The sequence below is a fragment of the Lysobacter sp. A378 genome, assembly GCF_054052125.1.
Map to the genome: position 1 here is coordinate 684,525 of NZ_JBSVRK010000001.1, position 22,258 is coordinate 706,782.

Consider the following 22,258-nt stretch of genomic DNA (forward strand, 5'->3'; position numbering starts at 1 on the left):
CATTCTGCCACGGAGCCAGCCCCGTGGCCCCTGCCAAGGGATGGTCAGGACTCGGCGACAGGCGGCGCGTCAGTACTGCAATGGACGTTGATCGCCGCCTCGGCCAGTTGCTGTTGTGCGCTGCGTTGATCGACCGTCATCTCGCTGTCGGGTTTGCCATCGCCGTCGCTGTCGATCCCGACCGCGCCCTCTGCGCCCAGCAACGCCAGGTTGTCGCGCGCGGTGGTGCACTGGGTGTTTTCGGCCGGAGCGTCGTCGGTGGGCGCGCTGGCAATCGCCGCCGAGCCGGTGTTGCTGATCACCCGGTTCTCGTACTCGCCGTCGGGTGGCGGCGCGTCGGAGTAATGGGTCACGCCGCTGGCATCCTTCCACTGGTACAACTCGCCGGCCGTCAACGGCAAGGCGACCAGTAATGCGGCGGCACCCAGCCAGGGCAGCAGGTGGAAACGGGGCGAGCGATTGAGGTCGGGCATGGAGCTTCTTCCGTGTGCGGCGTTGTCAATGGTGATTGCAGCACCGCTGTGCGCGGCAAGCAAGCGCTAAACTGCTGAAATGGAACCTACAGACCCACTTTCCACCTCGCCCCCCAGTCCGCCGTCACGCCCGCGCGGGATTTACCTGTTGCCCAATCTGTTCACCACCGGCGGTTTGTTCGCCGGTTTCTACGCGATCATCGCCGCGACCCAGGGACATTTTGATCATGCCTGCGTCGCGATATTCGTCGCCGCCATCCTGGACGGACTGGATGGCCGGGTGGCGCGGCTGACCAATACCCAGAGTGAATTCGGCGTGCAGTACGACTCGCTTGCCGACTTGATCAGCTTCGGCCTGGCGCCGGCGTTGGTGATGTACCACTGGGCGCTGTTCGCGATGGCGCAGGACGGGGTGACGATGCGGAAGATCGGCTGGGTGGCCGCGTTCCTGTACGCCGCCTGTGCCGCGCTGCGACTGGCGCGGTTCAATTCCCAGGTGGGGCAGGTCGACAAGCGCTGGTTTATCGGCCTGGCCAGTCCAGCGGCGGCGGGACTGTTGGCGAGCCTGGTGTGGACCTGCTTCGTGCTCGGCTATGACGGCCCGCAATTGCGCTACCTGGCATTGGCGGCCACCATCGCTGCCGCGTTGCTGATGGTCAGCCCGGTGCGGTATTTCAGTTTCAAGGGTGGCGGGCCGAAGCACGACCGGATGCCGTTCTTGACGGTGCTGGTGATCGTGGTGGTGGTGGCGGCGATTGCGATCGACCCGCCGCGCGTGCTGCTGGCGATCACTGCGCTGTATGCGATTTCCGGGCCGTTGCATGCCGCCGGCCGGCGCCTGCGCAAGGCGCCCGTGGAGCCGGTCTCGTGAGCTTGTGGACGACGCAGCAGCACCAGTGGCTGCAGGCACTGGGTCATCCGGTGCTGTTGCTGGTCGGCGATCCGGCGTTGTCCGTGATCGCCCCGGTGCCGCCGCCGGTCGCTGAACCAGCGGGAGTCACCGGAGTGACGGCGGCGACCAGGCCGGCACAAGCCGACACGCGCCCGACTCGCCCGGCGAGCACCGCCCCGAAGCGGGTCAACCCGATTGCTGCCGGTGAACCGGCGGCGGTGGTGGGGGCGGTGGGAGAACCAGGCCGCACTCGCGATCGCACCGATGTGGCCACCAAGAAGGCGGCGCTGGATGAGGCGCGTCGCGCCCGTCGTGCGGCGCGTCCCGCCGCGTCAAACGCGCCGCACGATGATGCGTTGCTGGCAGCGATCCTGCTTGCGACCGGGCTGAAGGGATCGGCCGCCCAACAGGCCGTGGCGGCGTTGGCGATCGATCTGGAAAAGCTGCGTGTCGACCCATCGGCCAAGCGCGCGCTGTGGCGGCAATTGCAAGACCTGCGGGGAGGCCGCAATCGGTGAGCGCATTGGCCTCCGACGCGTTGCAGACACCGGTGTCACGCCGTCCGATGCGCGAGGACGACTTGTTTGAGGTGCATGCGCTGGAGGTCCGCAGCTACGAGTACCCGTGGACGCTGGGGATCTTCCGCGACTGCCTGCGCGCGGAGTACCCGGCGTGGGTGCTGGTCGCCGAAGGCCGCATTGTCGGCTACTTCCTGATCAGCCTGGCGGTTGGCGAGGCGCATATATTGAACATCTGCATCGCCCCGGAGCTGCAAGGCCGCGGCCACGGCCGTGAGTTGTTGCACGCGTTGTTGCAGGTTGCCCGCATGCGTCGCGCGCAACGGGTGTTCCTGGAAGTACGTCCGAGCAACGTCGGCGCGATCGCGCTGTACCACCACGAGGGCTTCAACGAGATCGGCCGGCGCCCGCGCTACTACCCGGCCCGCAGTGGCCGCGAGGACGCAGTGGTGATGGCGCTGGAACTGCTGGAATCCGCCCTGTAGTCAACCCGGGAAACGTTTGAACCATTGCCGTCATTCCCCGAAAGCGGGGATTGACGGGTAAACGCTGTCGTGTAGTTCTGCCAGATCATCCTCACCGCAGCTCACCCCAAAACCGTCACTCCCGCGAAGGCGGGAGTCCATGGACGTTGCTTTTCAGGGGCCCACGTCCATGGATCCCCGCCTTCGCGGGGATGACGGGCAGAGGCGAGGATGACGAGCAGAGGCGGGGGTGACGGGCAAAGGCGGGGATGACGGGCAAAGGCGGGGATGACGGGTAAGGGGGGGGGTGACGGGCAAGGGCGGGGATGACGGGTAAAGGCAGGTTGTTCAGGTCTTTCCCAGCTTGGCGTGTTGCGTGGCCAGGGCCTCGCGTTGCATGTTCCAGTCGACCAGTCGCTTGCGCTCTTGCTCGACCACGGCAGGCGGCGCGTTGTTGACGAAGGTCTCGCTGGCCAGCTTGCCGTTGCACTTCCCGATCTCGGTTTCCACGCGCTTGAGCTCCTTGTCCAGCCGGGTGCGTTCGGCGCCCAGGTCGACCAGGCCTTCCAGCGGCACCAGCAACTTGAGCTCGCCGACCACGGCGGTGGCGGCCGCGGGCGCGGTGGACGCGTCGTCGATGAATTCGATCCGTTCCAGCTTGTTCAGGAAACGCAGCGAGTCCTCAAAACGTGCGGTGCGCTCGCGGTCACGATCGGTCGCACCGGCCAGCAGCAGCGTGACCTGCCGGGACGGCGCCACGTTGAGCTCGCTGCGCACCCGGCGCAGCGCGGAGACCATCGCCTTCAGCCATTCCACGTCGGCCTCGGCGCTGGCATAACCCGCGGTCGCGATGTCCCCGGCCTGCGGGTAGGGCTGCAACATGATGGTGTCGCCGTCGATCCCGAGCCGGGGCGCGACCTGCAGCCACAACTCTTCGGTCACAAACGGAATCAGCGGATGCAGCAGGCTGAGCAGGCGTTCGAGCACGTACAGCAGGGTGTGGCGGGTGCTGTTCGCGGCAGCGACGTCATCGCCGTGCAGGGCCGGCTTGGCCAGTTCGACGAACCAGTCGCAGAAGTCGTTCCAGGCGAACTCGTACAGCGACTGGGCGAGCAGGTCGAAGCGGTAGCCGGCGAAGTGCTGCGCGGCCTGCGCGGCGGTCTTCTCAAGCTGGGCGAGGATCCAGCGCTCGGCATCGGTCTTCGGCTGCGGGGCAAGGGCGCCCTCATCCGCCCTTCGGGCACCTTCTCCCGCAGGCGGGAGAAGGGAGAACGACTCGGTGTTCATCAACACGAAACGGCTGGCATTCCACAGCTTGTTGCAGAAGTTCTTGTAGCCTTCGGCGCGGCCCATGTCGAAGCGGATGTCGCGGCCGTGGGTGGCCAGCGCGGCGATGGTGAAACGCAGCGCGTCGGCGCCGAAAGCCGGGATGCCCTCGGGGAACTCGCGCCGGGTGGCCTTCTCGATCTTCGGCGCGTCCTTGGGTTTCATCAGACCGGTGGTGCGCTTGGCGACCAGCGCCTCCAGCGAGATGCCGTCGATCAGGTCGATCGGGTCGATGATGTTGCCCTTCGACTTGGACATCTTCTGGCCGTGGCTATCGCGGATCAGGCCGGTGATGTAGACGTCCTTGAACGGCACCTCGCCAGTGAAGTGGTCGGTCATCATGATCATCCGGGCGACCCAGAAGAAGATGATGTCGAAGCCGGTGACCAGTGCGGAGGACGGCACGAACTTGTCGAAGCCGCGCTCGGCCATCAGGGCCTGGTTGGGCCAGCCCATGGTGCTGAACGGCCACAGCGACGAGGAGAACCAGGTCTCGAGTACGTCGTTGTCCTGCGACAACGCGACGTCGTCGCCGAGCGAATGTTTAGCGCGCACCTCGGCCTCGTCGCGGCCGACATAGATCTTGCCGGCCTCGTCGTACCATGCCGGAATCCGGTGCCCCCACCACAGCTGGCGGCTGATGCACCAGTCCTGGATGTTCTCCATCCAGTGACGGTAGGTGTTGATCCAGTTGCCGGGGACGAACTTGACCGCGCCCGGCTGGCTGTCAACGCCCTCGACCAGCGCCAACCCGCGCTTGGCCAACGTGTCCATCTTCACGAACCACTGATCGGTCAGGTACGGCTCGACCGCGACACCGCTGCGGTCGCCGCGCGGCACCTGCAGCTTGTGCGGCTTGGCTTCCTCCAGCAGGCCGGCGACTTCGAGATCGGCGAGCACGGCCGCGCGCGCGTCATAGCGGTCGAGGCCTTGGTACTTTTCGGGGATGCAATCGACAGTAGGGCTGGTGCTCAATCCTGTGTCAGCCGGTTGTGATCCAGGCACGGCAGATGCCCTGTGCCCCCTGAAGCTGAAGTCATCTAGCTCCGACGACTTGATTCGAGCTTCGGGCGTAAAGATGTTGATCAGCGGCAAGCCGTGACGCTGTCCGACCGCGTAATCGTTGAAATCATGCGCCGGGGTGACCTTGACCACGCCGGTGCCGAACTCGCGGTCGACGTAGTCGTCGGCGATCACCGGGATCTCGCGGCCGGTGAGCGGCAGGCTGACCTGCTTGCCGATCAGGGCTGCGTAGCGCTCGTCGTCCGGGTGCACCATGGCCGCGCTGTCGCCCAGCAGGGTTTCCGGACGGGTGGTGGCCACCACCAGGTAGTTGCGGGTTTCGCGTAGCAACTCGTTACCGTCCGCGTCGCGCTCGATGTGCTCGTAGCTGACGCCGTCGGCCAACGGGTAGCGGATCGACCACAGGAAACCTTCTTCTTCCTCGTTGACGACCTCCAGGTCGGAGATCGCGGTCTTCAGCACCGGGTCCCAGTTGACCAATCTTTGACCACGGTAAATCAAGCCGTCGTCGTGCAGCTTCACGAACGCTTCGATCACCGCCTCGGCGGCCATCGGGTCCATCGTGAACACGCTGCGCGACCAGTCGCCGGAGGTGCCGATGCGGCGCATCTGGCGTTCGATGGTGTCACCCGAGTGCTGCTTCCAGTCCCAGACCTTTCCGATGAAACCATCGCGACCGAGCGAGTCGCGGGTCTCGCCCTTGCCTTCCAGTGCCATGTTGCGGGCAACCACCATCTCGGTGGCGATGCCGGCGTGGTCGCTGCCCATCTGCCACAGGGTGTCGAAGCCGCGCATGCGGTGGTAGCGGATCAACGCGTCCTGCAGGGTGTGCTGGAACGCGTGGCCCATGTGCAGGGTGCCGGTGACATTCGGTGGCGGCAGCAGGATGGTGTAGGGCTCGCCCTCGCCACGCGGCTGGAACACGCCGCTGGCCTCCCACTGCTGGTACAGCCGGGTTTCAAACTGGGTGGGGTCGTAGCTGGAGGCGAGGGTGTCGGTCATGGGTCTTGGCTGGTTGTCCAGCGGTCCACCGTCATCGTCGTGAAAGCGGGGGAGTCACTGGGTTCCCGCTTTCGCGGGAATGACGGTGTAGGCGGGATGACGGTGTAGGGAGATGACGGTGTAGGGAGATGACGGTGCAGGGGGGTGACGGTGTAGCGCTACATGTTGTGTGCATTCACGTCGAGGCCGCGCGCCTTGTACTGTTTCCAGCGCTCGCGCAGCGGGCCGCGGGCCGAATCGTCGGCGGGTACCACTTCCAGTACCCGCTCGAACTCGCCCTCCACGGCGCCATCGCGCAGATTGATGACCAACGGTCGCAACGCGACATCGTGCTCCGGGGTGGCGATCAACACGGCCACCTCTTCGTCGGCTTCATCAAGGGCGTCCTCGTCATCGTCGGCACCCACGATCTGGTGCGGGATGAAGGCGTCGGGATCGAAGGACCACAGCAGGTCGTCGAGCAGCTCGGCCTGGGCGGTGTCGCGGGCCAGCACCAGCGTTGCCAGACCGGCGTCGCTGGCCTTGCGGGCCAGCTCGCAGACCAGCAGCAGCGGCTCCTGGCGGAACCGCGGCTTGGCGATCAGGTAGAAGTCGGCGCGCACGGCAGCCGGTCTACTTGGCGGCCTGGTCGAGCAGCCACTGGCTCAGCAGGCCGACCGGGCGGCCGGTGGCCATGCCGCGCTTGCCGTCGTCGCTGCCGCTGCCGGCAATGTCCAGGTGCGCCCAGCGCTGGCCTTCGGTGAAGCGCGACAGGAAGCAGCCGGCGGTGATGGCGCCGGCCCAGCGGCCGCCGATGTTGTAGACGTCGGCATAGGTCGAGTCGAGCATGCCCTGGTACTCGTCCCACAGCGGCAGGCGCCAGGCGCGGTCAAACACGTTTTCGCCGGCGGCCAGCAGCTCGTTGGCGAGGCCGTCGTCCTTGCTCATCAGGCCGGACGCGTACTTGCCCAGCGCGACCATGCAGGCGCCGGTCAGGGTGGCGACATCGACCAGTGCCGCTGGTTCGTACTTCTGCGCATAGGTCAGCGCGTCGCACAGGATCAGCCGGCCCTCGGCATCGGTGTTGCCGACTTCAATCGTCTTGCCGGACATGCTGGTCAGCACGTCGGACGGGCGGTAGGCGTCGGCGTCGGGCATGTTCTCCACCGCCGGCACGATCACCACCAGGTTGACCGGCAACTGCATGCCGACCGCGGCGACGAAGGTACCCATCACCGTGGCGCCGCCGCACATGTCGAATTTCATCTCCTCGATCCCGCCCTGGGTTTTGAGGTTGATGCCGCCGGTGTCGAAGGTGATGCCCTTGCCGACCAGCACGTAGGGCTTGGCGTCGCCGCCGCCGTCGTACTTCAGCGCGATGAGCTTGGGCGGGTTGGCCGAGCCGCGGCCGACCGCGAGCAGCGAGCCCATGCCGAGCTTCTCCATCGCGGCGACGTCGAGCACTTCGCAACTGGTGGTGTCGAAGCGGCCGGCGAACTCCTGCGCCTGCTGCGCCAGGTAGGCCGGGTTGCAGACGTTCGGCGGCAGGTTGCCGAGCTCGCGCGCGAAGGCGACGCCGGCGGCGATGGCCTGGCCCTGGGCGACGGCAAGTTGGTGCCCGGCGTCACTCTGGCCGGTGGGCGCATGGATGGACAGTTTGCGCAGTCCCGGCTCGCCGGCCTTGGCCTTGTTCTTGTCGCCCAGCGTCGCGGAATAGCGGTAGCAGGCGTGATCGGCGGCGATCGCGGCCTGGCGGACGGCCCAGGTGCTGTCGCGACCGGTCACCGGGGCGTCGGTCAAGGTGAACAAGGCATGGCTAACCGGGCCGGTCTTGAGTGCATTGGCGGTATCGGCGACGGCCTTGAGGTACTGCGGCACGCCGAACTTGCCGGCCTCGCCCAGGCCGATCACCAGCACCCGCGGCGCGCTCACGCCGGGCAGGTCGTGCAGCAACGCGGTCTTGCCGGCCTTGCCGCTGATATCACCGCGTCCCAGCAATGCCTGCAGCCGGCCACCGGAGGCCTGGTCCACGGCGCTGCCGGTGGTGGTCAGGGAGTTGTCGGAAAACGCGCCGACGACGATGCAGTCCACCTTGGCAGCAGCGGGAGCGTCGTGGTTCAGGTCAAATTCGAGGGCCATGCAACAGATTCCAAGGGAAGTGAAAGGATGATTCGCGGCGCCCGGGCGGCGAAAACGGTCGATCCGGGCGACAATGGCGGCCGGATCGCGCGTGGCGCGGCCGGCGTGAACCGTGCGAATGAACCATCGAGTCTAAAGCAAGCCCCTGTCTTTATAAAAAGAACGCAACCATAGGCCGCCGATGTCCAAGCTCGACCGTTACCTGCTGAGCGAACTTGCCCAATCGACCTTCGCCGCCCTGGTGGTGCTGCTGATCGTCAGCGTTGGTGGGGTGATCACCGACGTACTCAAGGACATTGCCTCGGGCCGGCTGCCGGCCGGGCTGATGCTGGCCCAACTCGGCCTGGTGTTGCTCAACTGGTTGCCGCTGATCCTGCCGCTGGCGTTGATGCTGGGCATCATGATCGGCGTCGGCCGGCTGTACCGCGACTCGGAAATGCCGGTGATCGCCGCCATGGGCATTGGTCCCAGGCAGCTGCTGCGGCCAGTGCTGACGCTGGTGCTGCCGGTGGTGCTGGTGGTCGCGTTGTGTTCGTTGTGGCTGGGGCCGATGGCCGAGCGTATCTCGCGCCAGATGATCAACGACGCCAACCGCAACCTGGTGATCTCCGGGCTGGAGCCGGGCAGCTTCACCGAAATTCCCGGCGGCGGCGGGGTCGTCTACGTGGGTGCGATGTCCAGTGATGGCAGCCAGTTCCGGAGGATCTTCATCTACCGCCAATCGGAAGGTCGGCTGGATGTCACTACCTCCAACAGCGGCGCGCTGAGCGTGGACGACAGTGGCGAGCGCTACCTGACCCTGGACGATGGCTTCCAGGTGGAAGGGCCGATGGACTCGGGGCTGGACTACCGGTTGATGCGCTATGCCAGCAACGAGGTGCGGCTGCCGGCCGGCCGCCAGCGCTTCGACCCGGACGATCCGGAAGTGCTTCCCACCACCGAGCTGTTTGGCGACCCGCGTCGTGCCGCCAACGCGCAGTTGCATGTCCGGTTGGCGCCGCCGCTGCTGACGCTGGCGTTCGCGCTGATGGCGATCCCGCTGGCACGCACCACCCCGCGCCAGGCGCGCTATGGCGGGATGATGATGGGCTTTTTCGCCTACTTGATCGGCATGAACCTGGTGCTGATGGGCGAGGACTGGCTGGTTACCGGGCGGATCGCGCCCGCGCTGGGGTTGTGGTGGCTGGTGTTGCCGCTGCTGGGCGGATCGCTATGGCTGTACTTCAACGATGGCCGGATGCGCCGTAGTCGACTGCCGAAGGTGCAGGAGGCGGGCCCATGATGCCGTTTCCGAAGATCCACGACCTGTACCTGGGGCGAGTGGTGATTGGCAGCGTGTTGTTGACCTGGGCGGTGTTGCTGGGGCTGGACATGATGCTGGCGCTGGTCTCGGAATTTGGCAGCGTCGGTGAGGGCAATTACGGTGCGATGGAGGCCCTGGTCTACATCCTGTACACGGTGCCGCGGCACGCCTACGCGTTGTTCCCGACCGCCGCGGTGATCGGCTCGCTGATGGCGCTGGGGCAACTTGCGGCGACCTCGGAGTTGACTGCGTTGCGGGCGATTGGCTTGTCCCGGCAACGCATGACCATCGCCGTTGGTGCCGCGCTGGCGTTGTTGACGCTGCTGATGGTGGTCAACGGCGAGACCCTGGCGCCCTGGGGGCAGCGCAGCGCCGATGCGCTCAAGGCGTCATCGAAGTCCAAGAACATGATCGTCGCCCGCTATTCCGGGGTGTGGGCGCGCGAAGGCGCGGTCATCCTCAATGCCGAAGGTGGCGAGGAACACAATGAAGGCGGCGACCAGTGGCTGGAGCTGCATGACGTGCGCTTGTACGAGTTCGAGGACGACGGCCGGCTGAAGTCGCTCGCGCTGGTCAAGGTCGCCGAGCACCGCCCGGGCGGCTGGCTGTTGCGCGACGTGACCCGAACCACCTTTGGTGACGACTCGGTTACCCGGACCCAGGTCGCGCAGGAGCGTTGGGAGTCCCAGCTGGATGCCACCGCATTGAGCGCGGACATCGACCGGCCACGCTATCTGAGCACCCGCGAATTGCGCGACGCGATGCAGTACCGCGCCCGCAACGGGCTGGATGCGCGTGACTACGAGGAAAATTACTGGGGCCGCTGGTTCTATGCGATCAACGTGCTCGCGCTGTGCCTGGCCGCGATTCCGTTTGCCTTTGGCAGCCTGCGCAGTGGCGGCATGGGCAAGCGGCTGTTCATCGGCATCGTCTTTGCGCTGGGCTTCTGGTTGCTGCAGACCCAGTTCGTGAAAATGGCGAGCGCGTTCAAGTTCGACTTCCGACTGGCGTATGCGTTGCCAACGATAATCATGGTCGGCGTGTCGATGTACCTGTTCAAACGGCGATCGGGTTAGGGAAAGTCTGAACCATTGCCGTCATTCCCGCGTCCGACTGGACTTCCTTCGGTCGAAGGCGGGAAGCCATGGACTTTGATGTTCAAGCACGCAACGTCCATGGATCCCCGCCTTCGCGGGGATGACGGGCGAAAGCGGAATGACGAGCGAAAACGGAATGACGGCAATGGTTCAGACCTTACTTGGGTCTGCACAGCCAGACGGCGATATTCAGCGGGCCCGGCCGGGCTCGCGGCGCATCCGGGTGCCGCTGGCGCGGTCGTGCCAGGTCAGCCTGTCGCGGTCGATCCAGGCCCACCAGAAACCCAGCCCGCCCAATAGCAACGACACGTTGCCGACCGCATAGCGGACCAGCAAGGCGCGCCAACCCGGGCTGCGACCGTCGGCCGCCACCACCCGCAGCCGCCACGGCCGCATGCCCAGGGTCTGGCCGCCGTAGCGCCAGCTGGCGATGGCATAGGCGGCGGTGATGCTCCACAGCGCCGCGAACTCGAACCCGCCCCACACGCCGCCGGTGATGGCGTCCTGACGTGCGGCGACGAAGATCGCGGCCACCAGCAGCCACAGTCCGAGCGCCGCGAAGAAGTCGTACATCAATGACAACAGCCGCCAGCCGATCAGGGCTGCGGTGGCGGGCGGCGTTGACGGCCGGGTTTCCGTTGGGTTCTGGGTCATTGGCGTGCGGCGGATCGGTTTCGGCGGGCGAGATGGGACAGGCATGACGCCATAGGCGTGACGCGCTGATCGGCAAGTCTAGGGCAAGCCTTCGCGCTGCGGCTAAGCTGGTGCGATGAGCCCGTCTACTGCCTCCGAACGCCGTCGACATGCGATGGCCATGCCGCCGGTGCCGGACGCGGACGCGGCGGTGATCGCCGCTTTCCTGGATGCGGTCTGGGCCGAGAACGGCTTGTCCCAGTCGACCCTGGCCAGCTATCGGCGTGACCTGGAGGGGTTTGCCCGCTGGCGCGGCGGGAGCAATGGCGGCCTGGGCGGCGCTGACCGGAGCGGCCTCTTTGCGTATCTGTCCGCGCGTGCGGCGCAACAGTATTCACCGCGCAGCAACGCGCGGTTGCTGTCGTCGTTGCGTGCGTTCTACGCCTGGCGGGTACGTCACGGCGAGCGCGCCGACGATCCAACGGCATTGTTGGATCCGCCCCGGTTGCCACGCCCGTTGCCCAAGGCACTGACCGAGAGCCAGGTCGAGGCCTTGCTGCGCGCACCCGACATCGATACCCCGCTGGGGCTGCGTGACCGGGCGATGCTGGAGCTGATGTATGCCTGCGGCCTGCGGGCGAGCGAACTGGTCAACCTGCCCTCCACGGCGATCAATCTGCGCCAGGGCGTGTTGCGGGTGACCGGCAAGGGCAGCAAGGAGCGTCTGGTACCGCTGGGGGAGGAGGCGCAGCACTGGGTCGAGCGCTACATCACCGGCGCCCGGTCGCAGTTGGCGGGGAAGCGCGTACGGGCACCGCTGTTCATCGCCGACAGCGGCCAGCCGCCGACCCGCCAGCAACTGTGGCAGATGGTCAAGCGCTACGCCGCCGTCGCCGGTATCGACCCGGCACGGATCAGTCCGCACGGATTGCGTCACAGCTTCGCGACCCACTTGTTGAACCACGGCGCCGACCTGCGCGCGCTACAGATGCTGCTCGGCCACAGCTCGCTGTCGACCACCCAGATCTACACCCTGGTCGCCCGCGAGCAACTCAAGCAACTGCATGCCAAGCACCACCCGCGCGGGTAGGGGCCGGGCGGTGGACGTGCCACAATTCGGGATTCCCTCCGGGGCGGTGCCCTTGCCGCCCAGCACCCAGGACAGTCCATGAAGCGTCTCCTCCTTGTCGCCGCGCTTGGCGCGATCAGCGTTTCCGCCTGCGCGAAGACGCCCGGCCCGGACAGCGACGGCTCTGTGCCGGCTGCGGCCGCAGCGGCGACGGTGGAAGCGGTTGCCGGTACCGCAGAGGCCCGCGCGGTGGCGGCCATCGAGCGACTCAACCCCCGCGCGAAGATCGAACATATTGGTCCCGCGCCGCTGCCGGGCTTCCGCGAGGCGGTGGTCGGTGGCCAGGCCATCTATGTCAGCGACGATGGCCGCTACCTGTTCCTGGCCGGCGCCGGCGGTGCGCTGCTGGATACCCGGACCCAGGAAAACCTCAGCGAGAGCACTCTGGGGAGCATGCGCACCAAGTTGCTGGCGACCATCCCGGCCAGTGAGCGGATCGTGTTCGCCCCGCCGAACCCGAAGCACACCGTCACCGTGTTCACCGACGTGGAATGCGGCTATTGCCGCAAGATGCACAGCGAGATCAAGGAATACAACGCCCAGGGCATCGCCGTGGAGTACCTGGCGTTCCCGCGGATGGGGATCGGCAGCGAGGACTTCGAGAAGATGGTCTCGGTGTGGTGCGCGTCCGATCGCAAGGCGGCGTTGACCACGGCCAAGACCACCGGTGGCGTCGCCGAAAAGGACTGCAAGAACACCGTCACCATGCAGTACAACATCGGCCAGCGCGTCGGCCTGACCGGGACGCCGATGATCATTGCCGCCGATGGCACCCAGCTTGGTGGCTACGTGCCGCCCAAGGCGCTGCGCGAGGCACTGGATAAACTGGCCGCAAAAGACGCGCCCAGCGGCGGCGCCTGAGCGCTTTGACCCGGGTCTGGCTTACAATAGCCGGCCCGCCGACCTGTGGTTCCCGGACATGATCGTCCTTGAGGGCGCTTCCGCCCTGTCCGCGTTCCGTCGTGAACGCCTGCAAGCCCGCCTCCAGACCCTCCATCCCGGGATTCGCCTGCTCGATGCATGGCCGGTCTACTGGGTCCAGCCCGAGCCCGGTGCCAGTCCCGACGATGCCGCACTGCGCCGGATACTGCAGGCCGAACCCGCCGCCGCCGCGCGTGCCGACGGCGCGGTCTCGCGTTATGTCACCCCCCGGCTGGGCACGATGTCGCCCTGGGCGAGCAAGGCCACCGATCTGCTGCACGGGGCCAACCTGGCGGTCCGGCGCGTCGAGCACGGGACCCGTTACGACTTTGCCGGCTGGCCCACCGATGCGGCCGTCCAGCGCGCGTTGGCTAAGGCGCTGCACGACCCGATGACGCAATCGTTGCTGGAGTCCCGCGACCACGCCGCCGCGTTGTTCGTGACCCCGGCGCGCGGCGAGCTTGAGCGCATCGCGCTGGACCAGCTGGAAGTGGCCAACGACCGCCTGGGCCTGGCCTTGGCCGAGGACGAGATCGCCTACCTGCGCGAGCGTTACACCGCGCTGGGTCGTGCGCCCTCGGACGTCGAACTGATGATGTTCGCCCAAGCCAACTCGGAGCATTGCCGACACAAGATCTTCAACGCATCGTGGATCATCGACGGCGTTGCGCAGTCCACCTCGCTGTTCAAGATGATCAAGCACACCCACGCGCAGACGCCGGAGAACACGCTGTCGGCCTACAGCGACAACGCGGCGGTGGTGGCGGGCTACACCAGCCAACGGTTCCGGCCCGACCCGGCGACCGGTGGCTATCGCGCCGAGGCGCCGGTCGAGTCGGCGTTCTGCATCAAGGTCGAGACCCATAACCACCCGACCGCGATCTCACCGTTTGCCGGCGCCTCCACCGGCAACGGCGGCGAGATCCGCGACGAGGGCGCGACCGGCCGCGGTGGCAAACCGAAGGCCGGGTTGTGCGGGTTTTCGGTTTCGCACCTGCGCATCCCGACCCTGCCGCAGCCGTGGGAGGGCGAACGCGCCTTGAACCCGCGCATGGCGCCGGCACTGGAGATCATGCTTGATGGCCCGCTCGGCGCGGCGGCTTTCAACAACGAGTTCGGCCGGCCCAACCTGGTCGGCTACTTCCGCACGTTCGAGTTGGGCGAAGGCGAGCTGACCCGCGCCTACGACAAGCCGATCATGCTGGCCGGCGGGCTGGGCGCGATCGACCGCAACCAGGTCGAGAAGCTCGGCCTTAAACCCGGCCACGCGGTCATCGTGCTGGGCGGGCCGTCGATGCTGATCGGCCTGGGCGGCGGCGCGGCCAGCTCGGTGGCATCCGGTGACAGCCACGAGGCGCTGGATTTTGCCAGCGTCCAGCGTGACAACCCGGAGATGGAACGACGCTGCCAGGAAGTGATCGACCATTGCGTCGCGCTGGGCGCGGCCAACCCGATCGACAGCGCCCACGACGTCGGGGCCGGCGGCCTGTCCAACGCGATCCCGGAATTGCTGCACGACTCGCAGCTGGGCGGGGTGATCGACCTGGGCAAGGTGCCCAGCGACGACCCCTCGCTGTCGCCGATGCAGCTGTGGTGCAACGAGTCGCAGGAGCGTTACGTGCTCGGCCTGCCGGCCGACCGCGTAGCCGAGTTCGCCGCGATCTGCGAGCGCGAGCGCTGCCCGTTCGCCGTGGTCGGTCATGCCACCGCCGAGGAGCGGTTGGTAGTGGGGTATGGGGCGACCATAGAAACCGTTTACGGCGAAGCCGCAGCAGATTCCCTTCTCCCGTTCACGGGAGAAGGTGCCCGAAGGGCGGATGAGGGCACCAACAATCATTGGCCGATCGACTTGCCGATGGACCTGCTGTTCGGCAAGGCGCCGAAGATGCAGCGCGACGCCCATCGGCCGGATGACGCACCGTGGCCGGCGCTGGACTGGAGCGGGCTGGACCTGCGCGACGCCGCGCTGCGGGTGATGGCGCATCCGACCGTGGCTTCCAAACAGTTCCTGATCACCATCGGCGACCGCAGTGTCGGCGGCTTGACTGCGCGCGATCAGATGGTCGGGCCCTGGCAGGTGCCGGTGGCAGATTGCGCGATTACCTTCGCCGGTTTCGACGGATTTACCGGTGAGGCGATGGCGATCGGTGAGCGCGCGCCACTGGCATTGCTGGACTCGGCTGCGGCCGCACGGATGGCGGTCGGCGAGGCGATCACCAATTTATGCGCGGCGCCGGTGGAATCACTCAACCGGGTCAAGCTGTCGGCCAACTGGATGGCGGCGGCCGGGCACGACGGTGAGGATGCATTGCTGTTCGACGCGGTCCGCGCGGTGGGTATCGAGTTGTGTCCCGAGATCGACCTCAGCATCCCTGTCGGCAAGGATTCGTTGTCGATGCAGGCGCAGTGGCAGGCGGGCGATTCACCGCAAAAATCGGTCTCGCCGGTATCGCTGGTCGTCACCGCGTTCGCACCGGTGGTCGACGTGCGCCAACAATTGACCCCCTTGCTTGCTCGCGAGGAAGATTCGGAGCTGTGGCTGATCGGTCTTGGCGCCGGCAAGCAGCGTCTTGGCGGCTCGGTGCTGGCCCAGGTGCACCCCGAGGCGGTGGCTGGCAACGACGGCAATGGCGGCAATGGCGCAGGTTCCCCGGCAAGTCGTTTGCCGGCGTTTGCCGGACAGCCCTCCGAGGACGGCCGCCGCGATGCCGGCGTGCCGGACCTGGACGAGCCCAAGCGCCTGCGCGACTTCTTCGAGCTGATCCGCGAGGCGCGCGAGGCCAATTTGTTGCAGGCCTACCACGACCGTTCCGACGGTGGTGCGTTCGCGACGCTGTGCGAGATGGCGTTCTGCTCGCACCTGGGCCTGGAGATCAACCTGGATGGCTGGGGCGAGGATCCGTTCCGGACACTGTTCAATGAAGAACTCGGCGCGGTGGTCCAGATTGCCGCCGGGGACCGGGCGGATTTCGCCGACCTGGTCGCACATCACGGCCTGATCGATTGCGCCCAGCGCATTGCACGGCCAACCACGGCCCCGGTGATCCGGATCAGCGAGGAGGCCGGGACCCTGGTCGAATGGCGCTGGGACGAGTTGTTCGATGCCTGGTGGTCGACCAGTCACGCGATACAGAAGCTGCGCGACAACCCCGATTGCGCCGACCAGGAGCGCAGCGCCGCACGCGACTTCAACGCGCCGGGACTGATGCCCAAACTGGGTTTCGACCCGGCGGAAGACATCGCAGCGCCGTATCTCAACCTTGGTACTCGGCCGAAGGTCGCGATCCTGCGCGAGCAGGGCGTCAACGGCCAGATCGAGATGGCGGCGGCCTTCGACCGCGCCGGCTTCGAGGCGTTCGACGTGCACATGAGCGACCTGATCGCCGGGCGCGTCGTGCTGGACGGCTTCAAGGGCGTTGCCGCCTGCGGTGGCTTCAGCTACGGCGACGTGCTCGGCGCGGGCCGCGGCTGGGCCACCAGCATCCTGGAGCGCAGTGCGTTGCGCGACCAGTTCGCGGCATTCTTCGCCCGCGGCGACAGCTTCACCCTGGGCGTCTGCAATGGCTGCCAGATGCTCAGCCAGCTCAAGCCGATCATCCCCGGCGCCGAGCACTGGCCGAGTTTCCTGCGCAATCGCAGCGAGCAGTTCGAGGCCCGCCTGAGCCTGCTCGAAGTGGTCGAATCGCCGTCGCTGTTCCTGCGCGGCATGGCCGGATCACGGATCCCGGTGGTGGTGTCCCACGGTGAGGGCCGCGCCGCCTTCGACAACCCGTCCGACCGCGCCGCAACCCACGCCGCGGCCCGTTATGTTGACGCCGACGGCTCCCCCTCCAGCCTGTACCCGGCCAACCCGAACGGCTCCGCGGACGCGATCGCCGCCGTCACCAGCGCCGACGGCCGCGCCACCATCCTGATGCCGCACCCCGAACGCACCCTGCGCACCGCCAACCTGAGCTGGGCCCCGCGCGAATGGGGCGAGGATTCCCCGTGGCTGCGGATGTTCCGCAACGCACGGGTGTGCGTCGACTGACTCGCGAGGGCGCCGCTTCCGCCCGACGCCGGGCTTTTGCTCCCTGTCGTTTCTTGTCCGGCAGTAACGTTCCATTCCCTGGACACCGACTGGGCCACGAGCCGATCACCACGCAACCGACCTGCTAAAGTCAGCCGCTGAAGGATTCGGAGAGCGATGTGAGCGCAGTTGCAGACACACTCGCGGGCGGCACGGATGGTCGCGGTATCGGCAGTAACCGTGTCGACGAACTGATTGTCGACGCCCTGCTCGCGAAAGGGCGGCTCAAGGAAGCCGACCTCGGCCGCGCGCGCCGGCTGCAGGCGGAAACCGGCGGCAGCCTGCTGGCGCTGCTGACCCGGCTTGGACTGGTGTCCGAGCGTGACCACGCCGAGACCGTGGCCGAGGTGCTCGACCTGCCGCTGGTCAGCGCCAAGACCATGCCGGAGCTGCCGCCCGAGGGCGTGCTGCTCACCACCAAGTTCATGAAACAGTTCGCGGTCTGTCCGGTCGCCGAGACCGAAACCAGCGTCGCGATTCTCGCCGCTGACCCGCAGGACTCCTACACCCTCGACGCGGTGCGACTGGCGACCGGCCGGGAGGTCCACGCCAGCGTCGCCTTGCGTTCCGAAATAGACGAGTTGATCGAGCGCTGGCATGGCCAGGGTCGCAGCGCGATGGGCGCGATCATCGAGACCGCCGAGGGCGAGGGCAGCGACCTCGACGACGTCGAGCACCTGCGCGACCTCGCCTCCGAGGCGCCGGTGATCCGACTGGTCAACCTCGTCATCCAGCGTGCGGTCGAGTTGCGCGCCTCCGATATCCACATCGAGCCGTTCGAGAACCGGCTCAAGGTGCGTTACCGCGTCGACGGTGTGCTGATCGACGGCGAGAGCCCACCGGTCAACCTGACCGCGGCGGTGATCAGCCGCATCAAGATCATGGCCAAGCTCAACATCGCCGAACGCCGGCTGCCACAGGACGGGCGGATCATGCTGCGGGTGCAGGGCAAGGAGCTGGACCTGCGTGTCAGTACGGTGCCGACCGCGCATGGCGAGAGCGTGGTGATGCGCCTGCTGGACCGCGAGTCGGTGGTGTTGGATTTCCACCAGCTGGGTTTCACCGACGAGTTCCTGCCGCAGTTCCAGCACGTGCTGCAGCAGCCGCACGGGATCCTGCTGGTGACCGGCCCGACCGGTTCGGGCAAGACCACCACGCTGTACGCCGCGTTGAGCAATCTCAACACGCCCGACGTCAAGATCATCACCGTCGAGGACCCGGTCGAGTACCAGATCGAGGGCATCAACCAGATCCAGGCGAAGCCGCAGATCGGGCTGGATTTCTCGCAGGCGTTGCGATCGATCGTGCGCCAGGATCCGGACATCATCATGATCGGCGAGATGCGCGACCTGGAGACCGCGCGCATCGCGATCCAGTCGGCGCTGACCGGGCACCTGGTGTTGTCCACGCTGCACACCAACAACGCCGCCGGCGGCATCACCCGTCTGCTCGACATGGGCGTCGAGGATTACCTGTTGACCTCGACCGTCAACGGCATCCTGGCCCAACGGTTGGTGCGGAAACTGGAGCCGACGCATGCCGAGCGTTACCCGGCCACACAGGAGCAGATCGAGAAGTTCGCGCTGCGCCGCTACCAGCCCGATGGCGACATTCACCTGTACCGCCCGGTCGCCTCGCCGCTGGCGCCGACGGGCTACAAGGGTCGCTCCACGATCATGGAATTCATGGTCCTGAATGACGACCTGCGCCGCGCCGTCATGCGCCACGCCGGCATGGGCGAGATCGAGCGCATCGCCCGCGACGCCGGCATGCGGACCATGTACGAAGACGGCATCATCAAGGCGCTGGCCGGCCTGACCACCATCGAGGAAGTGCTGCGCGTGACCGAGGATGCGTGAGATGGTCACCCCCGTTTCGACCGTCATCCCAGTTTCGACGGTCATTCCAGTTTCGACGGTCATTCCAATTTCGACGGTCATTCCAATTTCGACCGTCGTTCCCGTTTCGACCGTCATTCCCGCGAAGGCGGGAACCAGCTCGGCATCAGTACACTCCGTCATCCTCGCGGAGACCGAAGCCCACCGGGCATCAACACCTACCGTCATTCCCGCGAAAGCGGGAACCCAGTGCCTCATCGCCACTACCCGCACAGGAACGTCATGGAACGACAACCCGCCACTTACCTCTTGGCCAGCGCTCGCAACGGAATTTTGTACGTCGGTGTAACCAGCAATCTCGTGAAGCGGGTCTGGGAGCATCGAAATCACGTGATGAAGGGCTTCACCGAAAAGCACGGCATCACACACTTGGTGTGGTACGAAATGCACGACACCATGGAGGCCGCCATCAGTCACGAGAAACGGATCAAGAAGTGGCGGAGGGACTGGAAGATGCAACTGATCGAGACAACCAATCCCTACTGGAATGATCTTTGGACGCAGATCACCGGAGCGGAGGCCGAAGTCGCTGGGTTCCCGCTTTCGCGGGAATGACGGCGGGAATCAACCCCATGCCCCTTTACAACTACAAAGCGATCAACGCGCGCGGCGACATGCTGGACGGCCAGATGGAGGCTGCCAGCAATGCCGAGGTGGCTGCGCGTCTGCAGGAGCAGGGGCATCTGCCGGTCGAGGCGCGGCTGGCCAGTGAGGGGGGCGGCGCGTCGCTCTGGAAGGGGCTGTTCCAACCCAGCCCGTTTGCCGGTGAGCGGCTGGTCCAGTTCACCCAGCAGCTGGCGACGCTGCTGGGGGCGGGCCAACCACTGGACCGCGCGCTGACGATCCTGCTGGAGTTGCCCGAGGATGAGGCGGCCAGGCGCGTGGTCAGTGACGTGCGTGACGCGGTGCGTGGCGGCACGTCGTTGTCGACCGCACTGGAGCGCCAGCACGGCACGTTTTCGAGGTTGTACGTCAACATGGTCCGCGCCGGTGAGGCCGGTGGCAGCCTGGATGAAACGCTGGCGCGGTTGGCCGATTACCTGGAGCGCTCACGGGCGATGCGGGGGCGGGTGATCAACGCGTTGATCTATCCGGCCATCCTGCTGGTGATGGTCGGGTTGAGCTTGTTGTTCCTGCTGGGTTACGTGGTGCCGCAGTTCGCGCTGATGTACGAAAGCCTGGACGCGCAGTTGCCGTTCTTCACCCGGATCGTGCTGGGCGTTGGCTTGTTCGTGCGCGACTGGTGGATCGTCCTGATCGTGGTGCCGGCGTTGCTGCTGCTGTGGATCGACCGCAAGCGCCGCAATCCGGTGTTCCGCGAGGCGCTCGACGGCTGGATACTGCGCCGCCGTTTCTTTGGCGGGCTGGTCGCCAAGGTCGAGACCGCGCGGTTGGCGCGTACGCTGGGCACGCTGGTGCGCAATGGCGTGCCATTGATGGGCGCGCTCGGCATCGCCCAGAAAGTGATGGACAACCGGGTTTTGGCCGCAGATGTCAGCGCCGCCAGCGAGGAGGTCAAGAGCGGCGTCGCGCTGTCGACCGCGCTCGGTCGTGGCAAGCGCTTTCCCCGCCTGGCGCTGCAGATGATCCAGGTCGGCGAGGAATCCGGCGAGCTTGATGCGATGCTGGTCAAGACCGCCGAGACGTTCGAACATCAAACCTCGCTGGCACTGGACCGGATGCTGGCGGCTTTGGTGCCGATCGTCACCGTGGTGCTGGCCGGCGTAGTCGGCATGGTGGTGATGGCCGTATTGACCCCGCTGTATGACCTCACCAACCAGATCGGCTGAGGAATCTTGAACCATTGCCATCATTCCCGCAGGGACGAGCGAGGCCAGCATGGATGTCAGGTGCTTGTCGAATATCAAAGTCCATGGATCCCCGCCTTCGCGGGGATGACGAGAAAAACGGGGATGACGAGAAAAACACCATATGAACCCACACAGGACCCACGCAATGCACAACAGTCATTCCCTTAACCGAAACTTCCGGCCCCGGAATTTCCGCGCCCCGTCCGCCGCGAAACAGGCCGGCATGAGCTTGATCGAGATCATCATCGTGATCGTGCTGATCGGGGCGGTGCTGACCTTCGTCGGCTCGCGCGTGCTCGGCGGTGCCGACCGCGCCAAGGCCAACCTGGCCAAGTCGCAGGTGATGACCGTGGCGCAGAAGGTCGAGGCATTCCAGATGGACACCGGCCGGCTGCCGACGGCGCTCGACGAACTGGTCGCCGAGCCCGGTGACGCGCCCGGATGGCTGGGGCCGTATGCCAAGGCGACCGAGCTGAATGATCCCTGGGGCCATCCGATGGAGTACCGCGCGCCGGGCGAGAGTGGTGACTTCGACCTGACGATTCTGGGCAAGGATGGCAAGGTCGGTGGCAGTAGCGTCGATGGCGATATTCACTACCAGTGACGTGGCACACCGTGGGCGGTCAAGGCCGCTTCGCCGGTGACCGGAACGCGGCCGCGCCAGGCAGGCGTCTCGTTGTTGGAGATGCTGCTGGTGGTCGCGCTGATTGCGGCGGCCAGTCTGCTGGCGATGGCGGCGTTCAGTGGCGGGATGAAGGGTGCCCAGCTGCGTTCGGCGGCCAAGCAGATCGCCGCCGAGCTGCGCTACACCCGGTCGCGGGCGATCGTCACCGGGCAGCCGCAACGCTTTGTGATCGACCCCCAAGCGCGTACCTGGCAAGGACCGGGCGACCACCGCGGCGAGATCCCTGCGGCCCTGCAAGTACGGTTCATCGGCGCGCGTGAGACACAGCCCAGTGAGCGCGAGGGCGCGGTGCTGTTTTTCCCGGACGGGGCGGCGACCGGCGGCCGGGTGCAACTGGACCGCAATGGCGCGAAATGGAACATCGACGTGGCCTGGCTGACCGGGCAGGTCACCGTGGAGCGCTCGGGGCCGGGTGGCTGATGGCCGGGCGTTCCGGCCATCAGCGCCGCATGCGGGGCGGTTGCGTCCCGCGCGGCCGTCGGCAACGTGGTTACACCTTGATCGAGGTCATCGTCGCGTTCGCGCTGCTCGCCGTCGCGTTGACCTTGCTGCTGGGCACCTTGTCGGGTGCAACCTCGCAGGTGCGCTGGTCCGGCGATGCGGGGCGCGCGGCGTTGCATGCGCAATCGCTGCTGGACACGGTCGGGGTCGTGGAGCCGGTGCAACCGGGCCAGCGCCATGGCGAGTTCGATGACGGGCGCTATCGCTGGTCGTTGCAGGTGGCCGGTTGGCGCGATCCGGCGCTGGCCAACGTGCCCGTCGCGCTTTCCGGTCCCCAACTGCTTGAAGTGGTGCTGGATGTGACCTGGGGCGACGGTGGTCCACGCGAACGCCTGCAGATGCGCACCCTGCGGCTCGTGGTGGCCGAGCCGACCGACGGATGGCCATGAGCGCCC

General features: G+C 66.5%; 19 protein-coding genes. 14 read left to right on the forward strand and 5 right to left on the reverse strand.

Annotated elements, in window-relative coordinates:
* Window positions 1–44: 44 nt before the first annotated feature.
* On the reverse strand, window positions 45–473 hold the full coding sequence (locus tag ACW7G1_RS03025; RefSeq protein ID WP_456978284.1) for a DUF4124 domain-containing protein: 429 nt from the start codon (window positions 471–473) through the stop codon (window positions 45–47).
* A 79-nt stretch (window positions 474–552) separates the two neighbouring features.
* Here ACW7G1_RS03025 and pssA point away from each other — a divergent pair, with 79 nt between their 5' ends.
* From pssA to rimI, 3 genes are read left to right on the forward strand one after another with little or no spacing between them, the layout of a single operon-like run.
* Window positions 553–1,344: a CDP-diacylglycerol--serine O-phosphatidyltransferase gene (gene pssA / locus ACW7G1_RS03030; RefSeq protein ID WP_456978285.1), complete on the forward strand. Its 792-nt coding sequence runs from the start codon at window positions 553–555 to the stop codon at window positions 1,342–1,344.
* Window positions 1,341–1,883 (forward strand): hypothetical protein, encoded by a 543-nt coding sequence (locus ACW7G1_RS03035; RefSeq protein ID WP_456978286.1) that lies wholly within the window; start codon window positions 1,341–1,343, stop codon window positions 1,881–1,883. Before pssA ends, ACW7G1_RS03035 begins: the two co-directional genes overlap by 4 nt.
* A gap of 47 nt (window positions 1,884–1,930) precedes the next feature.
* Window positions 1,931–2,368 (forward strand): ribosomal protein S18-alanine N-acetyltransferase, encoded by a 438-nt coding sequence (gene rimI / locus ACW7G1_RS03040; RefSeq protein WP_456978823.1) that lies wholly within the window; start codon window positions 1,931–1,933, stop codon window positions 2,366–2,368.
* Between the two features lie 327 nt (window positions 2,369–2,695).
* On the opposite strand, the gene ACW7G1_RS03045 is transcribed toward rimI, so the two are convergent.
* The 3 genes from ACW7G1_RS03045 to ACW7G1_RS03055 all read right to left on the reverse strand — a co-directional run bounded on the left by ACW7G1_RS03045 (window position 2,696) and on the right by ACW7G1_RS03055 (window position 7,816).
* Window positions 2,696–5,698 (reverse strand): valine--tRNA ligase, encoded by a 3,003-nt coding sequence (locus ACW7G1_RS03045; RefSeq protein WP_456978287.1) that lies wholly within the window; start codon window positions 5,696–5,698, stop codon window positions 2,696–2,698.
* Window positions 5,699–5,856: 158 nt separating this feature from the next.
* The gene (locus ACW7G1_RS03050) at window positions 5,857–6,300 is read right to left on the reverse strand and encodes a DNA polymerase III subunit chi (protein WP_456978288.1); all 444 of its coding nucleotides are present in this window, start codon (window positions 6,298–6,300) and stop codon (window positions 5,857–5,859) included.
* 10 nt (window positions 6,301–6,310) lie between these two features.
* The gene (locus ACW7G1_RS03055; protein ID WP_456978289.1) at window positions 6,311–7,816 is read right to left on the reverse strand and encodes a leucyl aminopeptidase; all 1,506 of its coding nucleotides are present in this window, start codon (window positions 7,814–7,816) and stop codon (window positions 6,311–6,313) included.
* Window positions 7,817–7,997: 181 nt separating this feature from the next.
* Between ACW7G1_RS03055 and lptF the strand changes: the two genes are divergently transcribed.
* On the forward strand, window positions 7,998–9,098 hold the full coding sequence (gene lptF, locus ACW7G1_RS03060; protein WP_456978290.1) for an LPS export ABC transporter permease LptF: 1,101 nt from the start codon (window positions 7,998–8,000) through the stop codon (window positions 9,096–9,098).
* Window positions 9,095–10,195: an LPS export ABC transporter permease LptG gene (gene lptG, locus ACW7G1_RS03065; RefSeq protein WP_456978291.1), complete on the forward strand. Its 1,101-nt coding sequence runs from the start codon at window positions 9,095–9,097 to the stop codon at window positions 10,193–10,195. The genes lptF and lptG overlap by 4 nt, the downstream gene beginning before the upstream one ends.
* Before the next feature lie 210 nt (window positions 10,196–10,405).
* Here lptG and ACW7G1_RS03070 read toward each other — a convergent pair whose 3' ends face one another.
* A complete protein-coding gene (locus ACW7G1_RS03070; protein WP_456978292.1) occupies window positions 10,406–10,870 on the reverse strand; it encodes an RDD family protein in 465 nt (154 codons plus the stop codon).
* 115 nt (window positions 10,871–10,985) lie between these two features.
* Here ACW7G1_RS03070 and xerD point away from each other — a divergent pair, with 115 nt between their 5' ends.
* From xerD to xpsI, 9 genes are all read left to right on the forward strand, one after another.
* Window positions 10,986–11,939, forward strand: coding sequence for a site-specific tyrosine recombinase XerD (gene xerD, locus ACW7G1_RS03075; RefSeq protein ID WP_456978293.1), 954 nt, complete (start codon window positions 10,986–10,988; stop codon window positions 11,937–11,939).
* 78 nt (window positions 11,940–12,017) lie between these two features.
* Window positions 12,018–12,839 (forward strand): DsbC family protein, encoded by an 822-nt coding sequence (locus ACW7G1_RS03080; protein ID WP_456978294.1) that lies wholly within the window; start codon window positions 12,018–12,020, stop codon window positions 12,837–12,839.
* Window positions 12,840–12,897: 58 nt separating this feature from the next.
* On the forward strand, window positions 12,898–16,929 hold the full coding sequence (gene purL / locus ACW7G1_RS03085; protein WP_456978295.1) for a phosphoribosylformylglycinamidine synthase: 4,032 nt from the start codon (window positions 12,898–12,900) through the stop codon (window positions 16,927–16,929).
* A 206-nt stretch (window positions 16,930–17,135) separates the two neighbouring features.
* Window positions 17,136–18,827, forward strand: a complete 1,692-nt coding sequence (gene gspE, locus ACW7G1_RS03090) for a type II secretion system ATPase GspE (RefSeq protein WP_456978824.1) — start codon at window positions 17,136–17,138, stop codon at window positions 18,825–18,827.
* Between the two features lie 261 nt (window positions 18,828–19,088).
* Entirely contained in the window at window positions 19,089–19,421 is a 333-nt protein-coding gene (locus ACW7G1_RS03095; RefSeq protein WP_456978296.1) for a GIY-YIG nuclease family protein, read from the forward strand.
* Window positions 19,422–19,438: 17 nt separating this feature from the next.
* The gene (gene xpsF / locus ACW7G1_RS03100; protein ID WP_456978297.1) at window positions 19,439–20,656 is read left to right on the forward strand and encodes a type II secretion system protein XpsF; all 1,218 of its coding nucleotides are present in this window, start codon (window positions 19,439–19,441) and stop codon (window positions 20,654–20,656) included.
* A 166-nt stretch (window positions 20,657–20,822) separates the two neighbouring features.
* Window positions 20,823–21,281 carry a type II secretion system major pseudopilin GspG gene (gspG, locus tag ACW7G1_RS03105; protein WP_456978298.1) on the forward strand — a complete coding sequence of 153 codons (459 nt, stop codon included), beginning with the start codon at window positions 20,823–20,825 and terminating at the stop codon, window positions 21,279–21,281.
* 36 nt (window positions 21,282–21,317) lie between these two features.
* On the forward strand, window positions 21,318–21,782 hold the full coding sequence (gene xpsH, locus ACW7G1_RS03110) for a type II secretion system protein XpsH (protein ID WP_456978299.1): 465 nt from the start codon (window positions 21,318–21,320) through the stop codon (window positions 21,780–21,782).
* Entirely contained in the window at window positions 21,782–22,252 is a 471-nt protein-coding gene (gene xpsI / locus ACW7G1_RS03115; protein WP_456978300.1) for a type II secretion system protein XpsI, read from the forward strand. The genes xpsH and xpsI overlap by 1 nt, the downstream gene beginning before the upstream one ends.
* The last annotated feature ends 6 nt before the right edge of the window (window positions 22,253–22,258 follow it).